Source organism: Ruegeria sp. CK2 (genome assembly GCF_056536585.1).
In genome coordinates this window covers 561,075-579,533 of record NZ_JBQFPW010000001.1, presented here as the reverse complement: position 1 = coordinate 579,533, position 18,459 = coordinate 561,075, and the positions used below count along the sequence as shown (strand labels likewise).

21 protein-coding genes are annotated in these 18,459 nt (G+C 57.0%); 13 read left to right on the top strand and 8 right to left on the bottom strand.

The window, feature by feature from the left end:
- The first annotated feature begins 51 nt into the window (after positions 1-51).
- Genes ACR0BU_RS02845 through ACR0BU_RS02825 form a run of 5 tightly spaced genes read left to right on the top strand, consistent with a single transcriptional unit; the run spans position 52 to position 3,280 of the window.
- Positions 52-654, top strand: coding sequence for a VOC family protein (locus ACR0BU_RS02845; protein WP_480734864.1), 603 nt, complete (start codon positions 52-54; stop codon positions 652-654).
- Positions 651-1,139, top strand: coding sequence for an N-acetyltransferase family protein (locus ACR0BU_RS02840; protein WP_480734865.1), 489 nt, complete (start codon positions 651-653; stop codon positions 1,137-1,139). Before ACR0BU_RS02845 ends, ACR0BU_RS02840 begins: the two co-directional genes overlap by 4 nt.
- A gap of 45 nt (positions 1,140-1,184) precedes the next feature.
- Complete coding sequence (locus tag ACR0BU_RS02835) at positions 1,185-1,865, top strand: molecular chaperone DjiA (RefSeq protein ID WP_299079682.1); 681 nt, start codon at positions 1,185-1,187, stop codon at positions 1,863-1,865.
- Positions 1,866-1,869: 4 nt separating this feature from the next.
- Positions 1,870-2,871, top strand: a complete 1,002-nt coding sequence (locus tag ACR0BU_RS02830) for an endonuclease/exonuclease/phosphatase family protein (protein WP_298933302.1) — start codon at positions 1,870-1,872, stop codon at positions 2,869-2,871.
- A 37-nt stretch (positions 2,872-2,908) separates the two neighbouring features.
- Entirely contained in the window at positions 2,909-3,280 is a 372-nt protein-coding gene (locus ACR0BU_RS02825; RefSeq protein WP_480734867.1) for a hypothetical protein, read from the top strand.
- 12 nt (positions 3,281-3,292) lie between these two features.
- On the opposite strand, the gene ACR0BU_RS02820 is transcribed toward ACR0BU_RS02825, so the two are convergent.
- The 5 genes from ACR0BU_RS02820 to ACR0BU_RS02800 form a co-directional block, all read right to left on the bottom strand.
- The gene (locus ACR0BU_RS02820) at positions 3,293-4,837 is read right to left on the bottom strand and encodes a Ppx/GppA family phosphatase (protein WP_299885762.1); all 1,545 of its coding nucleotides are present in this window, start codon (positions 4,835-4,837) and stop codon (positions 3,293-3,295) included.
- A 49-nt stretch (positions 4,838-4,886) separates the two neighbouring features.
- Positions 4,887-5,576, bottom strand: a complete 690-nt coding sequence (locus ACR0BU_RS02815) for an HdaA/DnaA family protein (protein ID WP_480734869.1) — start codon at positions 5,574-5,576, stop codon at positions 4,887-4,889.
- Positions 5,577-6,650 (bottom strand): AI-2E family transporter, encoded by a 1,074-nt coding sequence (locus ACR0BU_RS02810; RefSeq protein ID WP_298933293.1) that lies wholly within the window; start codon positions 6,648-6,650, stop codon positions 5,577-5,579. It abuts the gene before it with no gap.
- An 89-nt stretch (positions 6,651-6,739) separates the two neighbouring features.
- Positions 6,740-7,714 carry an isopenicillin N synthase family dioxygenase gene (locus ACR0BU_RS02805; protein WP_480734871.1) on the bottom strand — a complete coding sequence of 325 codons (975 nt, stop codon included), beginning with the start codon at positions 7,712-7,714 and terminating at the stop codon, positions 6,740-6,742.
- Positions 7,714-9,078, bottom strand: a complete 1,365-nt coding sequence (locus ACR0BU_RS02800) for an FAD-dependent oxidoreductase (RefSeq protein WP_480734873.1) — start codon at positions 9,076-9,078, stop codon at positions 7,714-7,716. The genes ACR0BU_RS02805 and ACR0BU_RS02800 overlap by 1 nt, the downstream gene beginning before the upstream one ends.
- Positions 9,079-9,245: 167 nt before the next feature.
- On the opposite strand from ACR0BU_RS02800, the gene proS reads away from it, so the two are divergent.
- Complete coding sequence (proS, locus tag ACR0BU_RS02795; protein WP_480734875.1) at positions 9,246-10,586, top strand: proline--tRNA ligase; 1,341 nt, start codon at positions 9,246-9,248, stop codon at positions 10,584-10,586.
- Positions 10,587-10,681: 95 nt separating this feature from the next.
- Here proS and ACR0BU_RS02790 read toward each other — a convergent pair whose 3' ends face one another.
- Positions 10,682-11,041, bottom strand: a complete 360-nt coding sequence (locus ACR0BU_RS02790) for a hypothetical protein (RefSeq protein WP_298933287.1) — start codon at positions 11,039-11,041, stop codon at positions 10,682-10,684.
- Positions 11,042-11,419: 378 nt separating this feature from the next.
- On the opposite strand from ACR0BU_RS02790, the gene ACR0BU_RS02785 reads away from it, so the two are divergent.
- The 3 genes from ACR0BU_RS02785 to ACR0BU_RS02775 all read left to right on the top strand — a co-directional run bounded on the left by ACR0BU_RS02785 (position 11,420) and on the right by ACR0BU_RS02775 (position 13,707).
- The gene (locus ACR0BU_RS02785) at positions 11,420-11,650 is read left to right on the top strand and encodes a hypothetical protein (protein WP_480734879.1); all 231 of its coding nucleotides are present in this window, start codon (positions 11,420-11,422) and stop codon (positions 11,648-11,650) included.
- 82 nt (positions 11,651-11,732) lie between these two features.
- Complete coding sequence (locus tag ACR0BU_RS02780) at positions 11,733-13,028, top strand: lipoprotein-releasing ABC transporter permease subunit (RefSeq protein ID WP_480734881.1); 1,296 nt, start codon at positions 11,733-11,735, stop codon at positions 13,026-13,028.
- A complete protein-coding gene (locus tag ACR0BU_RS02775; RefSeq protein WP_299079705.1) occupies positions 13,021-13,707 on the top strand; it encodes an ABC transporter ATP-binding protein in 687 nt (228 codons plus the stop codon). The genes ACR0BU_RS02780 and ACR0BU_RS02775 overlap by 8 nt, the downstream gene beginning before the upstream one ends.
- Here the strand turns inward: ACR0BU_RS02775 and ACR0BU_RS02770 are convergent.
- A complete protein-coding gene (locus ACR0BU_RS02770; protein ID WP_298933278.1) occupies positions 13,691-14,128 on the bottom strand; it encodes a DMT family transporter in 438 nt (145 codons plus the stop codon). The genes ACR0BU_RS02775 and ACR0BU_RS02770 overlap by 17 nt on opposite strands.
- 97 nt (positions 14,129-14,225) lie before the next feature.
- Between ACR0BU_RS02770 and ACR0BU_RS02765 the strand changes: the two genes are divergently transcribed.
- Entirely contained in the window at positions 14,226-14,633 is a 408-nt protein-coding gene (locus ACR0BU_RS02765; RefSeq protein ID WP_299079711.1) for a c-type cytochrome, read from the top strand.
- 4 nt (positions 14,634-14,637) lie between these two features.
- On the opposite strand, the gene ACR0BU_RS02760 is transcribed toward ACR0BU_RS02765, so the two are convergent.
- Positions 14,638-15,324, bottom strand: coding sequence for a hypothetical protein (locus ACR0BU_RS02760; protein ID WP_480734883.1), 687 nt, complete (start codon positions 15,322-15,324; stop codon positions 14,638-14,640).
- Positions 15,325-15,452: 128 nt separating this feature from the next.
- Here ACR0BU_RS02760 and ACR0BU_RS02755 point away from each other — a divergent pair, with 128 nt between their 5' ends.
- The 3 genes from ACR0BU_RS02755 (at position 15,453) to ACR0BU_RS02745 (ending at position 18,428) form a co-directional block, all read left to right on the top strand.
- On the top strand, positions 15,453-15,974 hold the full coding sequence (locus tag ACR0BU_RS02755; RefSeq protein WP_480734884.1) for a DUF2478 domain-containing protein: 522 nt from the start codon (positions 15,453-15,455) through the stop codon (positions 15,972-15,974).
- An 88-nt stretch (positions 15,975-16,062) separates the two neighbouring features.
- Complete coding sequence (locus ACR0BU_RS02750; protein ID WP_480734886.1) at positions 16,063-17,310, top strand: D-arabinono-1,4-lactone oxidase; 1,248 nt, start codon at positions 16,063-16,065, stop codon at positions 17,308-17,310.
- Positions 17,307-18,428, top strand: a complete 1,122-nt coding sequence (locus ACR0BU_RS02745; RefSeq protein WP_480734887.1) for an alanine racemase — start codon at positions 17,307-17,309, stop codon at positions 18,426-18,428. The genes ACR0BU_RS02750 and ACR0BU_RS02745 overlap by 4 nt, the downstream gene beginning before the upstream one ends.
- Positions 18,429-18,459: the final 31 nt, after the last annotated feature.

Genomic DNA, 18,459 nt, shown 5'->3' with positions numbered 1-18,459 from the left:
GGCTTGCGCCCATTTGGTTCACCGGTAGGCTGAACGTGTTTGGGAGGTGCTATGGAACTGGATCATATCGCGGTGGCCGGCGCCACTCTGGAAGAGGCGGCAGCCCATGTCGAGGACACCCTCGGAGTAAAGCTGCAGGAAGGCGGCAAGCATGAGAAGTTCGGAACGCATAACCAGCTATTAGGGCTGAGGGACGGGCTTTATCTCGAGGCAATTTCCATTGATCCAAATGCGCGCCACCCGCAACGCACAAGATGGTTCGATCTGGATCGGTTTGCAGGGAAGCCCCGCCTGACCAATTGGATCTGCCGCGTACCCGACATCGAAGCGGCCTTGTCCGCGTTCCCAGATGGTGTTGGTCAGCCGATTGATTTGACCCGCGGATCGCTACGCTGGCGGATGGCCGTGCCACCCGATGGCCGTTTGCCGTACGACAATCTGTTTCCTGCCCTTATCCAATGGCAGGGCGATCTGCACCCCGCCCAGATGTTGAATGACAGCGGATGCCGTTTGAAACGGTTGATCGTCAGTCATCCAGATGCGCCGACACTGGAACAACATTTGGGTGAGCTAAAGGATGTGGTTTTCGAACCCGGTTCAGCGGCGTTACGTGCCGAAATTGAGACACCACATGGGATGCGTGTGTTGGAATGAACATCCGTCAGGCACGGGTCGAGGATGCTGGTTCCATAACCTCCATCACCAACACGATTATTCGTGAAACATTGGTGACGTTCACCACAAACGAACGCAGTGCTGAAAGTATCGTCGCTGATATCAGGGCCCGCGGTCCCGGCTTCCTTGTAGCCGAGCATGAGGGTGAAGTGATTGGGTTTGCCACCTATGGCCCCTTCCGTTCCGGCCCTGGATATGCGCAATGCCGCGAACATTCGATACAGCTTGCACCCGAGGTGCGCGGTAGCGGGCTGGGTCGTCTTTTGATGACAAAACTGCAAGAGGCGGCACAGGCAGAACGCGTGCATGTGTTGATAGCAGGGATATCCTCGGCAAACCCTGCGGCTGTGGCCTTTCACGCTGCTTTGGGTTTTGCTGAGGTTGGCCATTTGCCCGAAGTGGGGTTCAAATGGGGTCAACGGCTGGATCTTGTGTTGATGCAGAAAATTCTTTCGCCGGAGTGATCTGTCGCACCTGACAGTCCGGTTTTGTAGCGCTAGGGTACGCGCATGTCGATCTGGCTTAGAATATCCGATGCGCTCAGCGCGCTCGCCCAGGGCGAAAGCCTGACCGCTGTTTTTGAAAAACTGCGCACGCCGCCCGAACGTTCCGTGGCCTTCACGATTGCGGTGATTGCCTTGGGCGCCAAGATGGCCAAGGCAGACGGGCAGGTGACACGGGACGAAGTGACCGCTTTTCGCGACGTCTTTCAAATCGCGCGCGAGGATGAAGAGGGCGCAGCGCGCGTTTTCGATATGGCACGCACTGATGTCGCAGGATATCGAGATTACGCGCAGCGAATTGCGCGAATGTTCTCAGAAGACAGCACTACCTTGTGTGACCTGATGGAGGGGCTGTTTCACATAGCGATGGCCGATGGCTTCTACCATCCGAACGAAAATGAATTCCTTGAAGACGTCAGCCAGATCTTTGGCCAGACCGATGCCCAATTTATGGCTTTGCGGGCACGGTTTGTGCCAGATGCGCCAAATGATCCGTACACGGTCCTTGGCGTGCCTCGCGATATGCCGGTGTCTGACATTCGCAAGATCTGGCGCCAGTTGGTTCGCGACACACATCCCGATGCGATGATGGCGCGGGGCGTGCCTGAGGAAGCCATACGTCTGGCTGAAAAAAAGATGATCGACATCAATCGCGCCTGGGACGAAATCAAAGGCGTGCGAGCCTGATCAGATGCGGTTGGCGACCTATAACATCGAGTGGTTTGCCAATCTGTTTGACCGAGAAGACAATCTGATTGTCGACAACAGTTGGTCGGGCCGCCATGACGTTACCAAGGCGCAGCAGATTGAGGCCATCGCCAAAGTCCTGACGGCAATTGATGCGGACGCCGTCCTGATCGTCGAAGCGCCGAACACCGGCAAGACCCAGAATACGGTTCGCGCCCTGCAGGTATTTGCTGAGGCGTTCGGACTGCGTACATCCAATGCGCTTATGGGGTTTGCCAATGACACACATCAGGAATTGGCGTTGCTGTATGATCGCGATGTGTTGACCGCGCGCCATGATCCCAAAGGGGACGTGACGTCGACGCGTGCCCCGCGATTCGATGGTGACTTTCGGATCGATTTGGACATCGACGCGACCGAGGATGTGATTCAGTTCTCAAAGCCACCAATGGAACTGGCGGTGCGGACCCATGCAGGTTCCGAATTCAGGCTGATCGGCGCACATCTGAAATCCAAAGCGCCGCACGGGGCGGATTCGCGGGATGAAGCGATCCGCATTTCGATTGCCAATCGCCGCAAGCAGCTGGCACAGGCGATCTGGCTGGCTCGGCGGGTCGAAACGCATATTGGTGCGGACGAGCCGGTGATACTATTGGGCGATCTGAATGACGGGCCGGGTCTGGATGAATTCGAACATTTGTTTGGGCGCTCTTCGGTCGAAATACTGTTGCAGGCGGGGCTGTATGATCCGCATGCGGCCATGGCCCATGGGCCACGGCCCGGTTCCGTCCTGTCGACGGCCCGGTTTGCGCGCCCGGACAAGGGTACATTCCTCGAGGCTTTGCTGGACTACATCATGATCAGCGAAGACCTGCAGACCAACCGACCCGCTTGGCGCATCTGGCACCCCTTTCGCGATGCAGCTTGCTGGGCCTCGCCTGATCTTCGCGATGCCTTGCTGACCGCCTCGGATCATTTCCCCGTTACACTGGATATCGAGTTGTGACCTTTCAAGCGTGCATTGCGTCGCTTATATTTCACCCATGAAACGGATTCTGATGATCAGTGCGATGGTTAGCGCCTTAGGTGCGCCTACTGTTGCGCAAGAAAACGGTAAGTCGCTGATGGAGCAGGGGGCCGAGCTGTTTTTCGAAGGCCTGCGCAAGGAAATGGAACCAGCACTGGGTGAGTTGCTGGGGCTGGCTGAAGAGTTCGGCCCGGCAATGCAGTCATTCTTTGAAGAAATGGGCCCGGCCCTGGCCGAACTGGCTGGTGAAATCCAAGATTGGAGCGTTTATGAAACGCCCGAGATATTGCCGAACGGTGATATCATCATTCGAAAGAAGCCGACACAGGACTCACCGGAAGACGTCGAACCTGACGAAGAAGAATCTGAAGGCGTAACCGATATTTGATTATGGCCCGGGTCAGCCCTTTACGATGACACGTGCGTCAGATTTCAGCGCGTTCGCCAACGAACTCAGGCGCGCCTCGGCAACCTCGTTGAACAGCGACGCAGCAGCTTTGGGTAGAAACAGTTCAAGTTCTCGCTTCTTTGGATAAAACCGCAACCGGCCCATATTGGCGTCACTGTGCATCCAAAGCATTGCCCCGAAGCGCATCGCTTTGCCCAATATCTCGGCTTGCTTCTGGTCCTTTTCATCCAAAAGTTCGTACAGTGGGGCAAACCGGTTGCCTTCGCGCTTGTTGCGATACCTGTGTTGCAGGGCGAGACCAATGAAAACCCGTTCTGAGTGCTTTAGACCGCCTAGATTTGCGCGGGTGACATTGTCGAAACAGACCTCGGCGCGATAATCGGGATGCGCGCGCCAGCTGACGTCATGCAGCAGACAGGCCGCCTTGATCAGCCGAATGCGTGTTGGTGGGGCGGATTTGAACAGGGGTGTTACGAAATCATACAGATGACGGCCAAATCCGGGCAGTCGGGCATCCTTGGATTCGGAAAATCGGCTGGCTTCAATCAGCGGGTCCCGGTCGCGCTGCTCTTGCGACATCTGCTCATACAACAGCCCTTCGCGAATCCCATAGCTTGAGATTGCGATGTCTTTGGGTTTGAAGGTCCGGATTAGCCGGGCCAGCACATCCATCGCATAAGGGACTAGCGCCATGCGCGAGCTTGAAACACCCGCCTGACTTCGCAACTTGTCGCGGTCATTCTTTTCGATGAACTTGATCGTTTCGCGCACTTGTTTGGTGGTCATACGGTATTCATGAAGAACGTTCAGCGGGTATCCTCGCCGCAACATGTCCAGTCGGGCAAAAGCCCGCCAACTGCCGCCGACAAGAAACAGCCGATCTCGCTGTGGTCCCATCTGATCGCGCAACTCTTCCATCGTGCATTTGATATGCGCCTTTCGGGCGCGTCGTCCGCCCTTGATATCGCGCAGCTTCAGCGGGCCAAGGGCAGAGGTTACCCGCCGACCAACCTGACCATCGCCGATTTCAGCCAGCTCCATGGAAGATCCGCCAATATCGCAAATCAGACCATAAGCACCTGGCCAGCCCAAAAGCACGCCTTGCGCTGATAATCGCGCCTCTTCCTGCCCGTCGATGACACCAACATGCAATCCGGTTTCGTCCCGAACCTGTTCGCAAAAATCTGGGCCATCTTTGGCTTCTCTTACGGCGGCGGTGGCCACAACATGCAAACCGGGCAAGTCCAGATCCTGTGCAAGCTGCTGAAACCGCCGCAACGCTGCCAGCGCGCGCTCTCGTCCGCGCGGGTTGAGACAGCCGGTTTCCAACAGACCCGCCCCTAGTTCGCACATCACTTTTTCATTGTAGAAATAGGCGGGCGATCGCGCCGCGCCGTCAAAGATCACCATACGGACCGAGTTTGACCCTACATCGACAACCCCAACCCGCGATAGGGCGCGGGCTCCCGGGTCATCGAACAAAGGTTTTCCGAAAGGTCCCCAATCCGGGATGTCGGTATCGACAGTCTGATCCATATCTTTTCCAGGTGTTGCAGGCGCAGGATGCGAAATCGATGCTTGCGGGTCAATCATCGGCATCGACTGAATTTACATCCGAATTCAGAACCCGAACCGCCAAAGCGCGGGTGATGTCGCGTTTCTCGGACAGCGCCAGCTGATCCAACTGCGCCACCGTATCAGCGGCGGTTTCAAAGCGCCGATCCATGTGTTTGACCAGGTAAGAGATCACGTCTGGCGAAGGGTTCAGCTGCCTGTCCAGGAACAGTTTCGCCAACACCGCGCCCAACAAGGCATCATCGGGCGGATCCAGCGCAACATGATGAGCGCCTTCAACCCGGCTTTGCAAATCTGGCAGGGGCAATTGCCAGAGTTTTGGCGCCAGACGCCCGGTCATCAACAAGGCATGCCCTTCGGCCAGAACCAGGTTGTGTAAGTGAAACAGTGCTTTTTGCTGGTCCATATCGCCAGCAATATTGGGGATATCTTCAACAGCAATTGGTGCCTGCGCCAGTTCCGGCACGTTATCATACCGAAGTGTTGTGGCCTGAACGATACGCCCGCCTGTTTCGGCTGCCCAAACATGTGCCAGATGCGTCTTACCCGCCCCGGTCGGCCCGCTGAGGACCAGCTTGTTTCCCGGCCAGGACGTAGCCGATATCATTGCAACTGCCAACGCATTGGCTGGTGAGACAAAGAAATCCTCGCGTCCCAGCGCAGTCTTTGCTGGTAGATCAAAGCTCAATTGCCGAGGCATTTATTCGTCTTCCTGATCCTGGCCCTGCAAGCCTGTATACAGGCGGCTGTCCAGATACATTGAGGTTCCGAACCGCGCCAATACGCCCAATGCTGCGGCGACTGGAACTGCGATCAGCATGCCAACAAAACCAAAAAGGGCGCCAAACACCGACAGCGCAAGCAGCAGCCAGACCGGGTGCAACCCGACCGAACTGCCGACCAGTTTTGGTGTCAGGAAATTGCCCTCGGTGACCTGACCCAGTGCAAAGATCCCGGCCACCAACCCGATATGGGCCCAGTCACCCCAAAACTGAAACAGCGCCAAACCAATCGCCAAACTGCCGCCGATCAACGCCCCGAGATAAGGAATGAAGGTGACCAGACCAGCAATGAACCCGACGATCAGGCCGAATTGCAGACCCACCAGCATGAGGGCGACGGCATAATACGTGCCAAGGATCAGACAAACTGTCCCCATCCCGCGCACAAATGACGCAAGAACCGCGTCAATCTCTCCCGCCAGACGTTTGATGGTCGGCGCGTGGTCGCGTGGCAACAGCTCGGCGATCCGGGCGATCATGCGATCCCAGTCCAGCAGCAGGTAAACGGCGACAACGGGAACGATGACCAAGAGAACAACGATGTTCAGCGCGGATCCCAGTGAGCTGAGGACGGTCTGCAGCACATCCCCGGTTTTGGACTTAAGCGTTTCGCCGAACGAGATCAGCATCTGATGCGTGTTCGAATCCTGGTCCAGAAGGGCCGGGAACTGTTTTTCGATGAACCCGCGTAGTTCCTTGAACAGACTGGGTAGCACATCGATCAGATCCAACAACTGCGTGATCAGGGCGGGAACAACCATCAGGATCATCAGGACAAACCCCAAAACTCCGACGACTGTGATGATTGCAGTCGCGGCCATGCGCGACAGGCCCAGTCTTTCCAGCCGGTCTGCAACCGGATCCAGAAAATAGGCGATCGCGCCCCCAATCACGAAGGGCAACAGGACGTCCCCAAGCGCCCAAAGCAGCAGCACGATAACCGCGGAAACGACGCCCCAGTACCTGAGCTGATCCTTTACCGGCAAAGCCATGTGGGTCCCCTTGTTGCGACCTTTCCTTGCGTTCTTGGCGTATGAAGGCTTGCGATGCAAGCGCTTCATAGATCTGCCGTTTTCGGTCGTTAATCCTGCAACGTTCCCAGTTCCGGAGTATCCTCGGCCGCCGTCTGGTCCGGCCAGTTGGTGCGCCAGATTTCGGCTGACCAATGGCCGCAATGCACTGAGGGGCGCTTGAAGCCGGGCAGGGCGGGCAGCAATGGCGCGACAACCACATCGTGTCGTGGGACCGCGAAGTAAGGGAACGAGTAGCGCTGTCTGCCTGATTTGTTCACAACACGATGTGGCGTGGATTTCAAACGACCACCGGACCAAAGCTCCAGCATGTCCCCGATATTGACCACGAAACCGCCGGGGGGGCAGTCAGGTGTGATCCAGCCGCCATTGCGGGTCTGAACTTCAAGGCCGCCAACGGGGTCGGGGGCGATGATCGTCAGGGCATCGGTATCCTTATGCGGGTGAATCCCATAGCCGCCTTCGTCCGGGGCCTGCGGCGGGTAATGCAACAAGGTCATGTTGGTCATCGGGTCTCGAAACGCATCGCGCAGAATGTTCGGTGGCAGATCCATACCGACCTCCAACGCGTCTAACAGGCGATCTGCGACCTGATCCAATTGAGCCCAGTATTCCAGAATAGCGTCCCGCGCCTCGGGCACCTCCTCGGGCCAGATATTGGGTCCATAGAGGGCGCATTGCTGACGAACCTCGGCATCCTCAGCTACGTCATAATGCAGCTTGTACCCTTCATACTTGTCGGTCTGCCCCGAGCCGTCATTGGGTGAAAAGAATCCCATCGGGATATAGCCGCGATAATTGTCACGGGTGATGGCCTTATCCCATTTCCGTTGCTCATCGACGTCGAAAATCGCCTGGGTCACGCGCCGAACCTGGTCGACTTTATCTTGTGGCACATGTGTTCCCGTGATCGATAAAAATCCGATTTCGGTGCAGGCTTCTAAAATCTGCTGAACTGTCTCATCATAGCCCGCGCTGGTTTTGTCCCACAGTGGAGATATGTTTATAGATGGAATTCGCACCATCAGTGAACCCTGACACCCTGGCGATCCAGCTCGGCATGGACCGGCGCAAGGTTCATGCTGTGCAGGTCCTGATTGCTTCGGAGGGCAAGCGCTGCTGCAATTCCTGCGCCTTGGCCCATGACGGCGCAACAGGCCATATTCCGGGTCGCGGCATGTGCCACCTTGTCCGACCCGTGCGAGCGGCCCGCGACCAATAGGCCTTTGATCCCTTTTGGCAGCATAGAGCGATAGGGGATCTGCATGTACCGGCCCGTGGTAGGTAGGATCAGGATGCCATATCCATCGATGAATTCGGGATAGATCCCGATCGAGTCTTCGAACCGTCCCTGATGACGCGCGTCATTTTCGGTCATGTTGTAAACCGCATCGATCTTGCGGGTATCTCGGATGCCGATGGTCATTCCGAAATTGCGCAGCCGCGCATTTTCGCAGCCCGGCATGAAACGGCGCAGCGCCTCGATCGCCAGCATGGATTGCCGCCTGCCTTCGATCTCACCTCGGGTCAGGCTGTCGGGGTCTGTGCCATCTATCTCGGCCAGATGGATCAGGTTCATATAGGTCAACTCGCCGGTATCATGCATCGCACCCCATGTGCCCGCGATGGTATTCAGATGCGGCGGGATAAGACCCTGATCAATTGCCTGCTGAAACGGTTTGTGCACGAAGGGCGAGAACATGTCGTCCTCCTTACCGCTGGTTTCGATGTTCCACTCACCGCCACCGCCCCAGTCCTTATAGGTCTGCGGATCGGATTTGACCCCGTCCATAAAGGCACGTTTGTCGACGCCCGCCAGATGAAACATGACCGACGCCGCCATCATATCTTCCCGCGCTGTCTTGCGCGTGGGGGCACCAGCGCGATGCGCCACATCGGCGTCCCCCGTCGCGTCGATGACGAGACGGGCCAGGATCGCCTCACGCCCGGCTTTGGATTCTGTGATGACACCGGTGATCCGGTCGCCCTCCATGATCGGGGCAACGAACTGGCGGTGCAGCATGGGATGCACACCTGCCTCTTCTACCAGCTTGTCAGCGACCAGTTTGAACCCCTCGCTGTCTAGCTCGTAGCTCAACGATTGGCTCTCAGGCACCGCTGCGCCCATATCCTTGGCGCGGGTTTCGAACTCCATGCCGATGCCACCAGCCTCGACCGTTTGCTCATGACGATACCAGGCAAACCCTTCGACGCCCACGGCGGTGATGTTACCACCCATGCAACCGAAGCGGTCGACCAGCGAGACGTCGGCACCGGCGCGTGCGGCTGCAAGTGCTGCGGCCAAGCCCGCAGGGCCAGACCCCACGACCAATACATCTGTTTTGTGGACAACAGGGATCTGACGGGCGGGTTCCTGAATGGTCTGCATCGACGCCTCATGAAGTTTGTGGTTCCGTCACATTTGAAATTCCTGATCGGCGGGTCAATCAAAAACCGACCATCCTGAGGTCGCAAATTCATCAATGCATGATTGCCCCCGGCGGGGCTTTGGCATAATCACCTTTGAAGTCGATTTTCACCTTTGAAGGTTAAACTATGCGCCTCAGCCGTTACTTTCTGCCCGTTCTCAAGGAAAACCCCTCCGAGGCCCAGATTGTCAGCCATCGGCTGATGCTGCGCGCGGGCATGATCAAGCAAGCTTCGGCCGGTATCTATTCCTGGCTGCCACTGGGCTTCAAAGTACTGCGCAAGATTGAAAACATTGTGCACGAAGAACAGGCGCGCGCTGGCCATATCGCGATCCAGATGCCGGTCATCCAATCGGCGGATCTGTGGCGGGAATCCGGGCGCTATGATGATTACGGTCAGGAAATGCTGCGGATGAAAGACCGGCATGACCGGGACATGCTGTTCACCCCCACGGCCGAAGAGTTGGTGACCGACATCTTCCGCGGCCATGTCAGCAGCTACAAGGATCTGCCGCTTACTCTCTACCAGATCCAGTGGAAGTTCCGTGACGAAATCCGCCCGCGTTTTGGCGTGATGCGTGGTCGCGAATTCTATATGAAGGACGGCTACAATTTCGACCTAAATAAAGAGGACGCTCTGCACGCCTATAACCGCCATCTGGTGACCTACCTGCGCACCTACGAACGCATGGGTCTGCAGGCAATCCCGATGCGCGCCGATTCCGGACCCATCGGTGGCGACAATACGCACGAATTCCTGGTGCTCGCCGATACGGGTGAATCCGAGGTCTTCTATGACGGTGCCGTCACCGATCTGACCTTTGGTGATCGCGAGATCGATTATGACGATCGCGCGCAATGCCAGTCGATTCTCGAAGAGTTCACCTCGAAATACGCCCGCACGGATGAAACCCATGACGAAGCGCTTTTCAACCAGATCCCCGAAGGCCGCCGTCGCGTGGCGCGCGGAATCGAGGTTGGACAGATTTTCTACTTCGGCACCAAATACTCCGAGCCACTGGGCGCGACCGTCCAAGGCCCCGATGGCAAGCCAGTTCCTGTGCACATGGGCAGCCACGGTATTGGTGTCAGCCGTCTGGTCGGAGCGATCATTGAGGCAAGCCATGACGACAAGGGCATCATCTGGCCTGAAGGCGTAACCCCGTTCCATTGCGGCATCGTCAACCTGAAGCAGGGCGATGATGAAGCTGACGCAGCGTGTGACAGTATCTACAAAGCGCTGACTGCGCTGGGGCTGGACCCGCTCTATGATGATCGCAAAGAACGCGCAGGCGGGAAGTTCGCCACGATGGACCTGATAGGACTGCCCTGGCGTATCACCGTCGGGCCGCGCGGTTTGAAGAACGGTGTAGTCGAGTTGACAAGCCGCCGCACCGGCGAAAGCGAAGAGCTCAGCCCCGAGGCAGCCGTCACGAAGATCGCCGAGATCTATCAGAACATCGCTTGACCTGAGGACCTCGGGCAAAAAGGGCCTGGCACCTGCCGTTCAGTGGACGGCAGTGCATCTCTGGAAGACGCTGTTTAACCGCGTGTGATTAGCGTTCAGGTCTGAGCAGATGTTGGCCGTACAGCCAGTACGTCGCCATCCGCCTGATTGCCGCGTGCAACAACGATTGGACGGCCCAGTCGGCTGATCAGGTCCTTTAATTCGAAACCAAGAAACCGTAGCCCGCAAACCCGCGCACCCGTCGCAAGATCCGTGATGCACAACCGACCCTGTCGAAACGCCAGGTGGTAACCTTTGTCTTTCAGTATGTCTGACAGGTTACCCCAGCTGGCGGCGCTGGCAAAAACTGGGCGGATCGCTGCACGCAGAAGTGCTGCGGTTTCACAATCCAGATCTGTTGATACCTTGCGGGCCAAAATCGGACCCGACCCTTCCGTGTTCGTTTGAATATACATGAGCGACCCCCGCTCTTTAAAATGTGTTCCCCCAAATCAGGGTGACAAAGTTTCTCAAAATAAGCAAAAAGCGAAATAAAATTGCCTGCGAAATGTGGCATTTTGAGTTCAGTGACTCACGTAATGCCCGCATTGACTTCATAAGTGAAACAATGCGCCCCTGTCTGTGATGAGTGTCACAACCACAGGTGTAAATCATTGGTGCCGCGAGCGACTTTTTTCCGAACATGGCCCCGCAAACGGCCGGAAATGATTCGTTTCAGAATCGTTAAACAGGAAATTTGACGGCGTGGTTTTGGTCATAAGGGGGTGCTGAAGGCCGAGAAGGATCAGGGTTTGTGGGGTTTCGCCACATCCGTTTGCTCAGGAGACTTTCCATTGCTTGGGCTCCAGGTGCTGTACTTCGCGCCGTTTGTTCGGCCGGAACAGACTACCTCGACACACGTGATCCCGACCGATATCGATGAGGCGATGCTCAAGGAAGGCATCGCGCCAAGTCCGCAAGCGGCTTTGCGTTGGCAAGTCCCTTCACAGCTCGAATTCCGCAAAGTCTGCGATCGAACCAAGGCCGAAACTGCGCTACAGCAAACTTCGGCCTTAAAGGGCTGAGGGGCAGGCGTCGGCACACAACCGGCTTGACCATCCGACGAAATGCCGAAAGTGTCGCCGCGACACAATAACCGGAGCAGGCATGGCCAAAACACCCCCGCCCTTTGCGCCTTTTGAATGGAAAATTGCTTGGCGTTATCTGCGCGCGCGCAAGGCTGAAGGTGGCGTCAGTGTGATGACCTGGATTTCGTTGATCGGGATCACGCTGGCCGTGTTCGCCCTGATCGCGACCCTGGCCGTTCGGTCCGGGTTCCGGGCGGAGTTTGTCGGGACGATCCTTGGGGCCAACGCACATGTCACCATCTTTTCTTCTGGCGAGATCGATGCGCAGGGGCGAGTGGATCGCACCATGGTCGATTACGAAGAACGGGCCACAAGTATTGCGCAGGTGCCGGGTGTTGCGCGCGCTGCACCTTTGGTCAAAGGCCAGGTTCTGATCACCAATCGCGACCGCAGCAGCGGCGTCGAGGTTTTTGGCATCCGTCCGGATGACCTGCGGGATCTGCCGGGCGTTGCGCAAAGCGAGCAATCCGCTGGCGATTTGTCCCTGTTTCAAACGGGCGAAGATGTGATCGCCATCGGCTCGGGCGTGGCGCGCAGTATCGGTGCGACTGTCGGGGATACGGTCAAGCTGACCTCGCCCAATGGCGTGAAGACCGCTTTTGGCACTTCTCCCCGCGTCAATGCGTACCGCGTGGTTTATGTGTTTTCCGCCGGGCGCTACGACATCGATCGCACTCGTGTCTACATGCCATTTTCACAAGCGCAGGGCTTTTTCAATCGTGACGGTGTTGCCGATGAAATTGAGGTGATGGTCGACAAACCTGAAGATCTGGGGCCCATCCTGATCCCTATCCTGGAAGCCGCTGGCGAGCGCAGCCAGATCTGGACATGGCAGGACGCCTCGGGGGGGTTCCTGCGCGCGCTTGAGGTCGAAGACAACGTGATGTTCATCATTCTCTCGATCCTCGTGCTGATCGCCGCGATGAACATCGTTTCGGGTCTGATCATGTTGGTTAAGAACAAAGGCCGCGACATCGGTATCCTGCGCACCATCGGACTGAGTGAAGGCTCGATCCTGCGCGTCTTTTTCATCTGTGGCGCCTTTACCGGGATCATCGGAACCGCGATGGGCGTGGTTCTGGGGTGCCTTTTTGCGATCTATATCGACCCGATCTTTTCCTTCGTGAATGCAGTCATGGGTGGTGGGGTTTGGGATCCGTCCATTCGAGGCATCTATGCGTTACCGGCCGAGCTGCACCTGAACGATGTGCTCAAGGCCGTGGGGCTATCGCTTGGCCTGTCCTTCATCGTCACCTATTTTCCTGCCCGTCGCGCAGCGCGGCTGAACCCGGTTGAGGCACTGCGCTATGAATGATCTGACGATGCGGCTGAGTGGTCTGACCAAGACTTATCTGAAAGGAACCCCTGGCGAGGTTCAGGTGTTGCGCGGGGTCGATCTGGACCTGCGCACGGGCGAGGCTGTGGCAATGGTCGCACCATCGGGTGCAGGCAAGTCAACGCTGCTTCATATTGCCGGGCTTCTGGACAAACCTGACGATGGAACCGTCGAAATCGGCGGGCAGAATGTGTCGGGTAAAGGGGATCGGACCCGTACATCGCTACGGCGGCAAGACGTCGGGTTTGTGTATCAGTTCCATCATCTGTTGCCCGAATTCACGGCGCTGGAAAACATCACCCTGCCGCAGCTTGCCAACGGGCAGTCCGAAAAGACCGCTCAGGACAGGGCCATGAGTTTGTTGGAACGCGTGGGTGTCGCCGCGCGAGCGGATCACCGCCCGGCGGCTTTGTCTGGCGGCGAACAACAGCGCGTGGCCTTCTGTCGGGCCTTGGCCAACAAACCACGCGTGATGCTTGCGGACGAACCGACGGGCAACCTCGATCCAGACACAGCTGATCAGGTGTTTGATGCACTGATGTCGCTTGTGCGCGATGAAGGTCTGTCGGCCCTTATCGCCACACATAATCTTGAGCTTGCTGCACGCATGGACCGGATGGTCCGTCTGGACGGTGGGGTGCTCAGGCCAGTTGAGTGATGGCCACACCCACCACCATGACAGTGATACCACCCGCACGAATCCACGTCAGCGGCGTGACCTGAGCGCCAAACAGGCCGAAATGGTCAATTGCAGCGGTGCTGATCAGCTGTCCAACAAGCACAAAGAAAACGGCATTCCCGACACCGAAATGCGGCGCTACATGGGTGATCGACAGGACATAGAATGCGATCAGAACACCGCCCAGCAACAGATGTTTGGGCGCCTGGGTAACCTTTGACAAGGCGTCAAACCCGGGAAACAACACCATCAACAAAGCGGATGCCAAAAACGCGATAGCAAACAAGATGACCGCCGCAGTTGTTGGCGATCCAATCAGTTTACCCAGCGCGGCGTTCAGCGCTGCAAGGATCGGAACTCCGATTCCAGCGGCCAGCATGATGGTGGCGTATTGTGTCATGGACCGGACCCTTTGCGACGGTTTCGTTGATCTGGATCATTGCGCCAAGACGCCCGACGGGCAAGCCTGCAAATGTCAATCTTGACAGGAGGATGCGATGATCAAGGCAAGAATTGGGGCTGGGGTATTTGGGCTTGTTGCGTTGGCGTCCCAAGTCGGGTGGGCGCAGGATGTTGAAACAGGCGAAGACCTGTATATGCATTATTGCGCGACCTGCCATGGGATCGACGCCACCGGACAAGGACCGATGGCCGGAGTGCTGCTGATCCAGCCAACAGATCTGAAGTCTCTGGTCAGCGAGGATGGCGTTTTTCCTACAGCGCGCGTTGTCGCCCGGATTGATGGGCGCGACCCTTTGGTCAGCCACGGCAGCCCAATGCCGGTCTACGGACCTTACTTCGAAGGGCAGGACACAGCCATCAAAACCCATGAAGGTCAACCGATCCTGACCAGCCAACCGATTGTCGACCTGGTCGCGTATCTGAAAACTCTCCAAAAGGATTGAGTTCTCAGCGGCAAATCCCTTGAACTTTAGCCTCGCTCCAGGGGATAACCACGCCGCGCTCTCGCCCTTTCTGGGGCAGGGCTGACAGGTCAAAATGCTCACCCAGCATGTTGTGCAGTCTTTGGGTGCGTTCCGCTTGGGGATCAAGCGCGCGGCAGCACACGTATTCCTCCACAATAGCGCCTTGTTGTTCATACCCGTATGAGAGGAAGTCCGGCGACGTATCGAGGTCGAAAAGATAGGGATCTTTCCGTCCGCCATGCTCGGCCGCTGCACGCAATGGATGGTATCCGGTTGTTTTGCGGTTCTGCCATTGCCAGACATGGGTCAATTCATGGGCCAGCAGCATTGCCGCGATCAAATTCATCTCGTCCGGGTATTCGGACATATAGTCTTCAAGAAACCAATCCCGTGCAAAATAAACCTTGTTGAACAGGGCAATGGCTGCAGGCTTGCCAGAGACGGTGCCCTCTTCGATCGGCGGCAGAATGCGTTCGCGGCAGGCCAAACGCGGGCGCGCTTCGCGAAAATAGGTGATCTGCGTGACTGGCGCACCATCGACAAGGCGCACTCGGTCCAGATCAAGTGTTTCGCCTTGAACTGTGCTGGCAAATTCGCGCTCCAGATCTGTCAGGGGACGACCGCAAGACGCAAGACACAAAAGGGCAAAAAACAAACCGCGCAGAACCATGACGTTAAGCCTAATATGCTGCACCCTTTCCGCAAGCCGTTTTCACACGCTAATCGCAAAGAAAAGTAGCGGGGTGCCGGTCGGCGTGCTATCTGAGTCAGCAGCCTTGAAGGAACGGGGGTTTCTGAATGTATCTGGCTTATGTCACAACAACGGATCGCGGCGCGACGGATCGCCTGCTAAGTGAAGTGGCCGAACACTTGTTGGCTGGCGGTGCGCATCTTGCGGGGGTGGTTCAAACCAATACCGAATGCGCCGACGACAGCAAATGCGATATGGATGTGCGCGTTCTGCCGGATGGTGAGACCATTCGAATTTCGCAAACTTTGGGAACTCAATCCCGTGGATGCCGTCTGGACCCGGCTGCTTTGGAACAAGCCGTTGGATACGTGACCGCATCCCTGAAAGATGCGCCGCAGTTGCTGATCATCAATAAATTTGGCAAGCACGAGGCTGACGGACGCGGATTCCGTCCCGTGATTGCCGAGGCCCTGGCGCAGGACATTCCTGTTCTGGTTGGCGTGAACGAATTGAATACCGAAAAGTTTAACGAATTCACCGGCGGTGAGGCTGAACAGCTTGTCCCAGATGTGCAAGCCATCGCAGATTGGTTAGACCGTGTCACCGCGCAGCGAGAGGCTGCTGCCTAGGTGACGGTCACCTCGCGTAACGTCCTGATATACTGACTTGTTCCGCGCCGCTCGGGCTGCGATCTTCGACGGTGGGAGGAACAGTTACATGTGGACCAATTGGGCGGGCAATCAAAGCGCCAGCACAAAACTGACGCGGCCCGCAACACTGACGGCGTTGCAAAGCGCTGTTTCTGAGTCGCAAAATTTGCGAGTTGTCGGGGCAGGGCATTCCTTTACACCCATCGTGGCAGGCGCGGATCGCATTCTGGATCTGTCGAATCTGCAAGTGCCCACAGTCGGGCGTGTAGAGGGCGGGCAGGTTTGGGTGAACGCCAATGCGCGTCTGCGAGATCTCTCGCCAGCGCTGGCGCAACATGGCTTTGCATTTCGCAATCTGGGCGACATCAACGCCCAGTCGCTGGCCGGTGCCGTCTCCACCGCAACCCATGGAACTGGACAGGAACTGCCAAGCATCGCCGCTGAACTTACCGCTGCAAAGCTGGTCGGAGCCGCAGGGGACGTCCTTACCATATCAGATATCCCGCTGGACATGGCACAGGTCACGCTCGGGTTGCTTGGGGTTCTGACCGAGGCGTGCATCAAAGTTGTGCCTAAATACAACCTTCGCCGTCAGGTGCGATTGGCCGCGCTGCAAGACAGTCTGGACATGATGCATCAAAACTGGGCCGAAAACCGGAACTTTGAGTTTTTTTACATTCCCTTCACCGGCGCGACTGTCGAAATCCGTCATGCGTTAAGCGATGCGCCGGAAACCAATGCACCACGCGATCTGGACATGATTGCAATAAAGGTGCTGAGACTTGCGCGAAATGCCGGGCGTCTCAGCCCACGTCTGCGCGCCATGCTTTTGAAATTGCTGATACTTGCCCAGTCCGAAGAGGACTATGTCGGTGAAAGTTGGCGTGTTCTGTGCAGTGACCGGCATGCGCGTTTCAAAGAGATGGAGTATCACTTGCCACCTGACGCGGCAGGCGATGTGTTGGCCGAGGTGTTTCGGCTGCTGGAGAGGGATCACAAGGATATCTATTTCCCCGTCGAGGTTCGGCAGACTGCTGGCGATACAGCCTGCTTGTCACCGTTTCAGGGTGGGCCGCGTATTTCAGTGGCAATTCACACTGATGCGCATGAAGATCACCGCAAGTACTTTAACTCGATGGAACCGCTATTTGTCGAAGCAGGCGGAAGACCACATTGGGGAAAGATGCACAGCTTGACATACTCTGACTTGTCCAGACTTTACCCAGATTTCGACCGGTTCTGTGCGGCGAGAGAGCGATTGGACCCAACCGGGAAATTCCTGACGCCTGCTTTGTCCCGGCTGTTTCAACCATGAGCGATCCGTATCTGGCCCAGCTGTCTGACACGCTGCGCAACTACGGCGTCGATCAACCGGTGACGGTTGTCGATCTGGACCGTCTGGAGGCCAATTGTACCATCGCATTGGAGGTTGCGGATCCTGGAGTAAAGCGGCGTCTGGTCGCCAAGTCCTTGCCTTGTCTGCCGTTGTTGGACCATATCAGACATCTGATCCCGACCTCAGGCCTGATGACCTTTTCCGAGACCATGCTGACAGCCTTGCTCAGGGCGGAAACCGGCACTGACCATCTGCTTGGCAAACCGCTTCCGGTCAGTTCGGCTGCGCGTATAGTGGCGGCATGTGCCGATGCAGCCGACCGGGTGCAATGGTTGATCGATACCCCGGATCGCCTGCGGGAGTATCTGAAACTTGCGGAGGGCAGCAAATCTCGGCTGCGAATTTCGTTGGAAGTGGATATCGGCCTGCACCGCGGAGGGATGACATCTCATCAGGTGGCCGAGGCCGCGCGAGCCGTAGCCGCCCATCCAAATGCCCAGCTCAGTGGGTTAATGGGGTACGAGGCCCATTTGGCCAAGTTGCCCGGATTTCTCAGATCCCGCGCCAGTCGATGCTGCGCCGAATCCTATCGCCGTGCCATTGATGCTCTTCCGGCGACCAATTCTCGGCTTTGCTTGAATACTGGTGGCAGCCTGACCTTTCAGTCCTACAAGGCGGCAGGGTTCGCCAACGAGATCGCTTTTGGCTCGGTTCTGGTGAAGCCATCAGACTTCGACCATGCCTCGACACGGGACTTCGCACCTGCGACCTATCTGGCGACGCCAATCCTCAAGGTAATGCCCGGTAACGCGTTGCCAGGGTTGGATTTTCTGCCGCGTCGGAAAACCGATATTGCGGTCTTTGGCGGGTACTACATGGCCGATCCGCTTTATCCCAGCGGGTTCGCCTATTCTTCTGTCTTTGGACGCTCAACCAATCAAGAGGTCTGGACCGGTCCAATGGCGGCATCCGTTCAACCCGGTGACATCGCCCTGCTTCGGCCCACCCAAAGCGAGGCGGTCTTGAAGCAGTTCGGCAGATTGCTTGCGGTCCGGGATAACCAGGTTGTCCACGAATGGCCTTGCCTGCCAAATTAAAGGCAGGTTGCTAAAATCACTCATCTTTGGA

Excerpts from the sequence above, each read along its gene's own strand:
- ACR0BU_RS02835 (WP_299079682.1), top strand. The coding sequence starts at position 1,185 with ATGTCGATCTGGCTTAGAATATCCGATGCGCTCAGCGCGCTCGCCCAG.
- ACR0BU_RS02845 (WP_480734864.1), top strand. The coding sequence starts at position 52 with ATGGAACTGGATCATATCGCGGTGGCCGGCGCCACTCTGGAAGAGGCG.
- proS (WP_480734875.1), top strand. The coding sequence starts at position 9,246 with ATGCGCCTCAGCCGTTACTTTCTGCCCGTTCTCAAGGAAAACCCCTCC.
- ACR0BU_RS02810 (WP_298933293.1), bottom strand. The coding sequence starts at position 6,650 with ATGGCTTTGCCGGTAAAGGATCAGCTCAGGTACTGGGGCGTCGTTTCC.
- ACR0BU_RS02830 (WP_298933302.1), top strand. The coding sequence starts at position 1,870 with ATGCGGTTGGCGACCTATAACATCGAGTGGTTTGCCAATCTGTTTGAC.
- ACR0BU_RS02770 (WP_298933278.1), bottom strand. The coding sequence starts at position 14,128 with ATGACACAATACGCCACCATCATGCTGGCCGCTGGAATCGGAGTTCCG.
- ACR0BU_RS02780 (WP_480734881.1), top strand. The coding sequence starts at position 11,733 with ATGGCCAAAACACCCCCGCCCTTTGCGCCTTTTGAATGGAAAATTGCT.
- ACR0BU_RS02815 (WP_480734869.1), bottom strand. The coding sequence starts at position 5,576 with ATGCCTCGGCAATTGAGCTTTGATCTACCAGCAAAGACTGCGCTGGGA.
- ACR0BU_RS02755 (WP_480734884.1), top strand. The coding sequence starts at position 15,453 with ATGTATCTGGCTTATGTCACAACAACGGATCGCGGCGCGACGGATCGC.
- ACR0BU_RS02775 (WP_299079705.1), top strand. The coding sequence starts at position 13,021 with ATGAATGATCTGACGATGCGGCTGAGTGGTCTGACCAAGACTTATCTG.
- ACR0BU_RS02765 (WP_299079711.1), top strand. The coding sequence starts at position 14,226 with ATGATCAAGGCAAGAATTGGGGCTGGGGTATTTGGGCTTGTTGCGTTG.
- ACR0BU_RS02825 (WP_480734867.1), top strand. The coding sequence starts at position 2,909 with ATGAAACGGATTCTGATGATCAGTGCGATGGTTAGCGCCTTAGGTGCG.
- ACR0BU_RS02820 (WP_299885762.1), bottom strand. The coding sequence starts at position 4,837 with ATGGATCAGACTGTCGATACCGACATCCCGGATTGGGGACCTTTCGGA.
- ACR0BU_RS02745 (WP_480734887.1), top strand. The coding sequence starts at position 17,307 with ATGAGCGATCCGTATCTGGCCCAGCTGTCTGACACGCTGCGCAACTAC.
- ACR0BU_RS02805 (WP_480734871.1), bottom strand. The coding sequence starts at position 7,714 with ATGGTGCGAATTCCATCTATAAACATATCTCCACTGTGGGACAAAACC.
- ACR0BU_RS02750 (WP_480734886.1), top strand. The coding sequence starts at position 16,063 with ATGTGGACCAATTGGGCGGGCAATCAAAGCGCCAGCACAAAACTGACG.
- ACR0BU_RS02790 (WP_298933287.1), bottom strand. The coding sequence starts at position 11,041 with ATGTATATTCAAACGAACACGGAAGGGTCGGGTCCGATTTTGGCCCGC.
- ACR0BU_RS02800 (WP_480734873.1), bottom strand. The coding sequence starts at position 9,078 with ATGCAGACCATTCAGGAACCCGCCCGTCAGATCCCTGTTGTCCACAAA.
- ACR0BU_RS02760 (WP_480734883.1), bottom strand. The coding sequence starts at position 15,324 with ATGGTTCTGCGCGGTTTGTTTTTTGCCCTTTTGTGTCTTGCGTCTTGC.
- ACR0BU_RS02840 (WP_480734865.1), top strand. The coding sequence starts at position 651 with ATGAACATCCGTCAGGCACGGGTCGAGGATGCTGGTTCCATAACCTCC.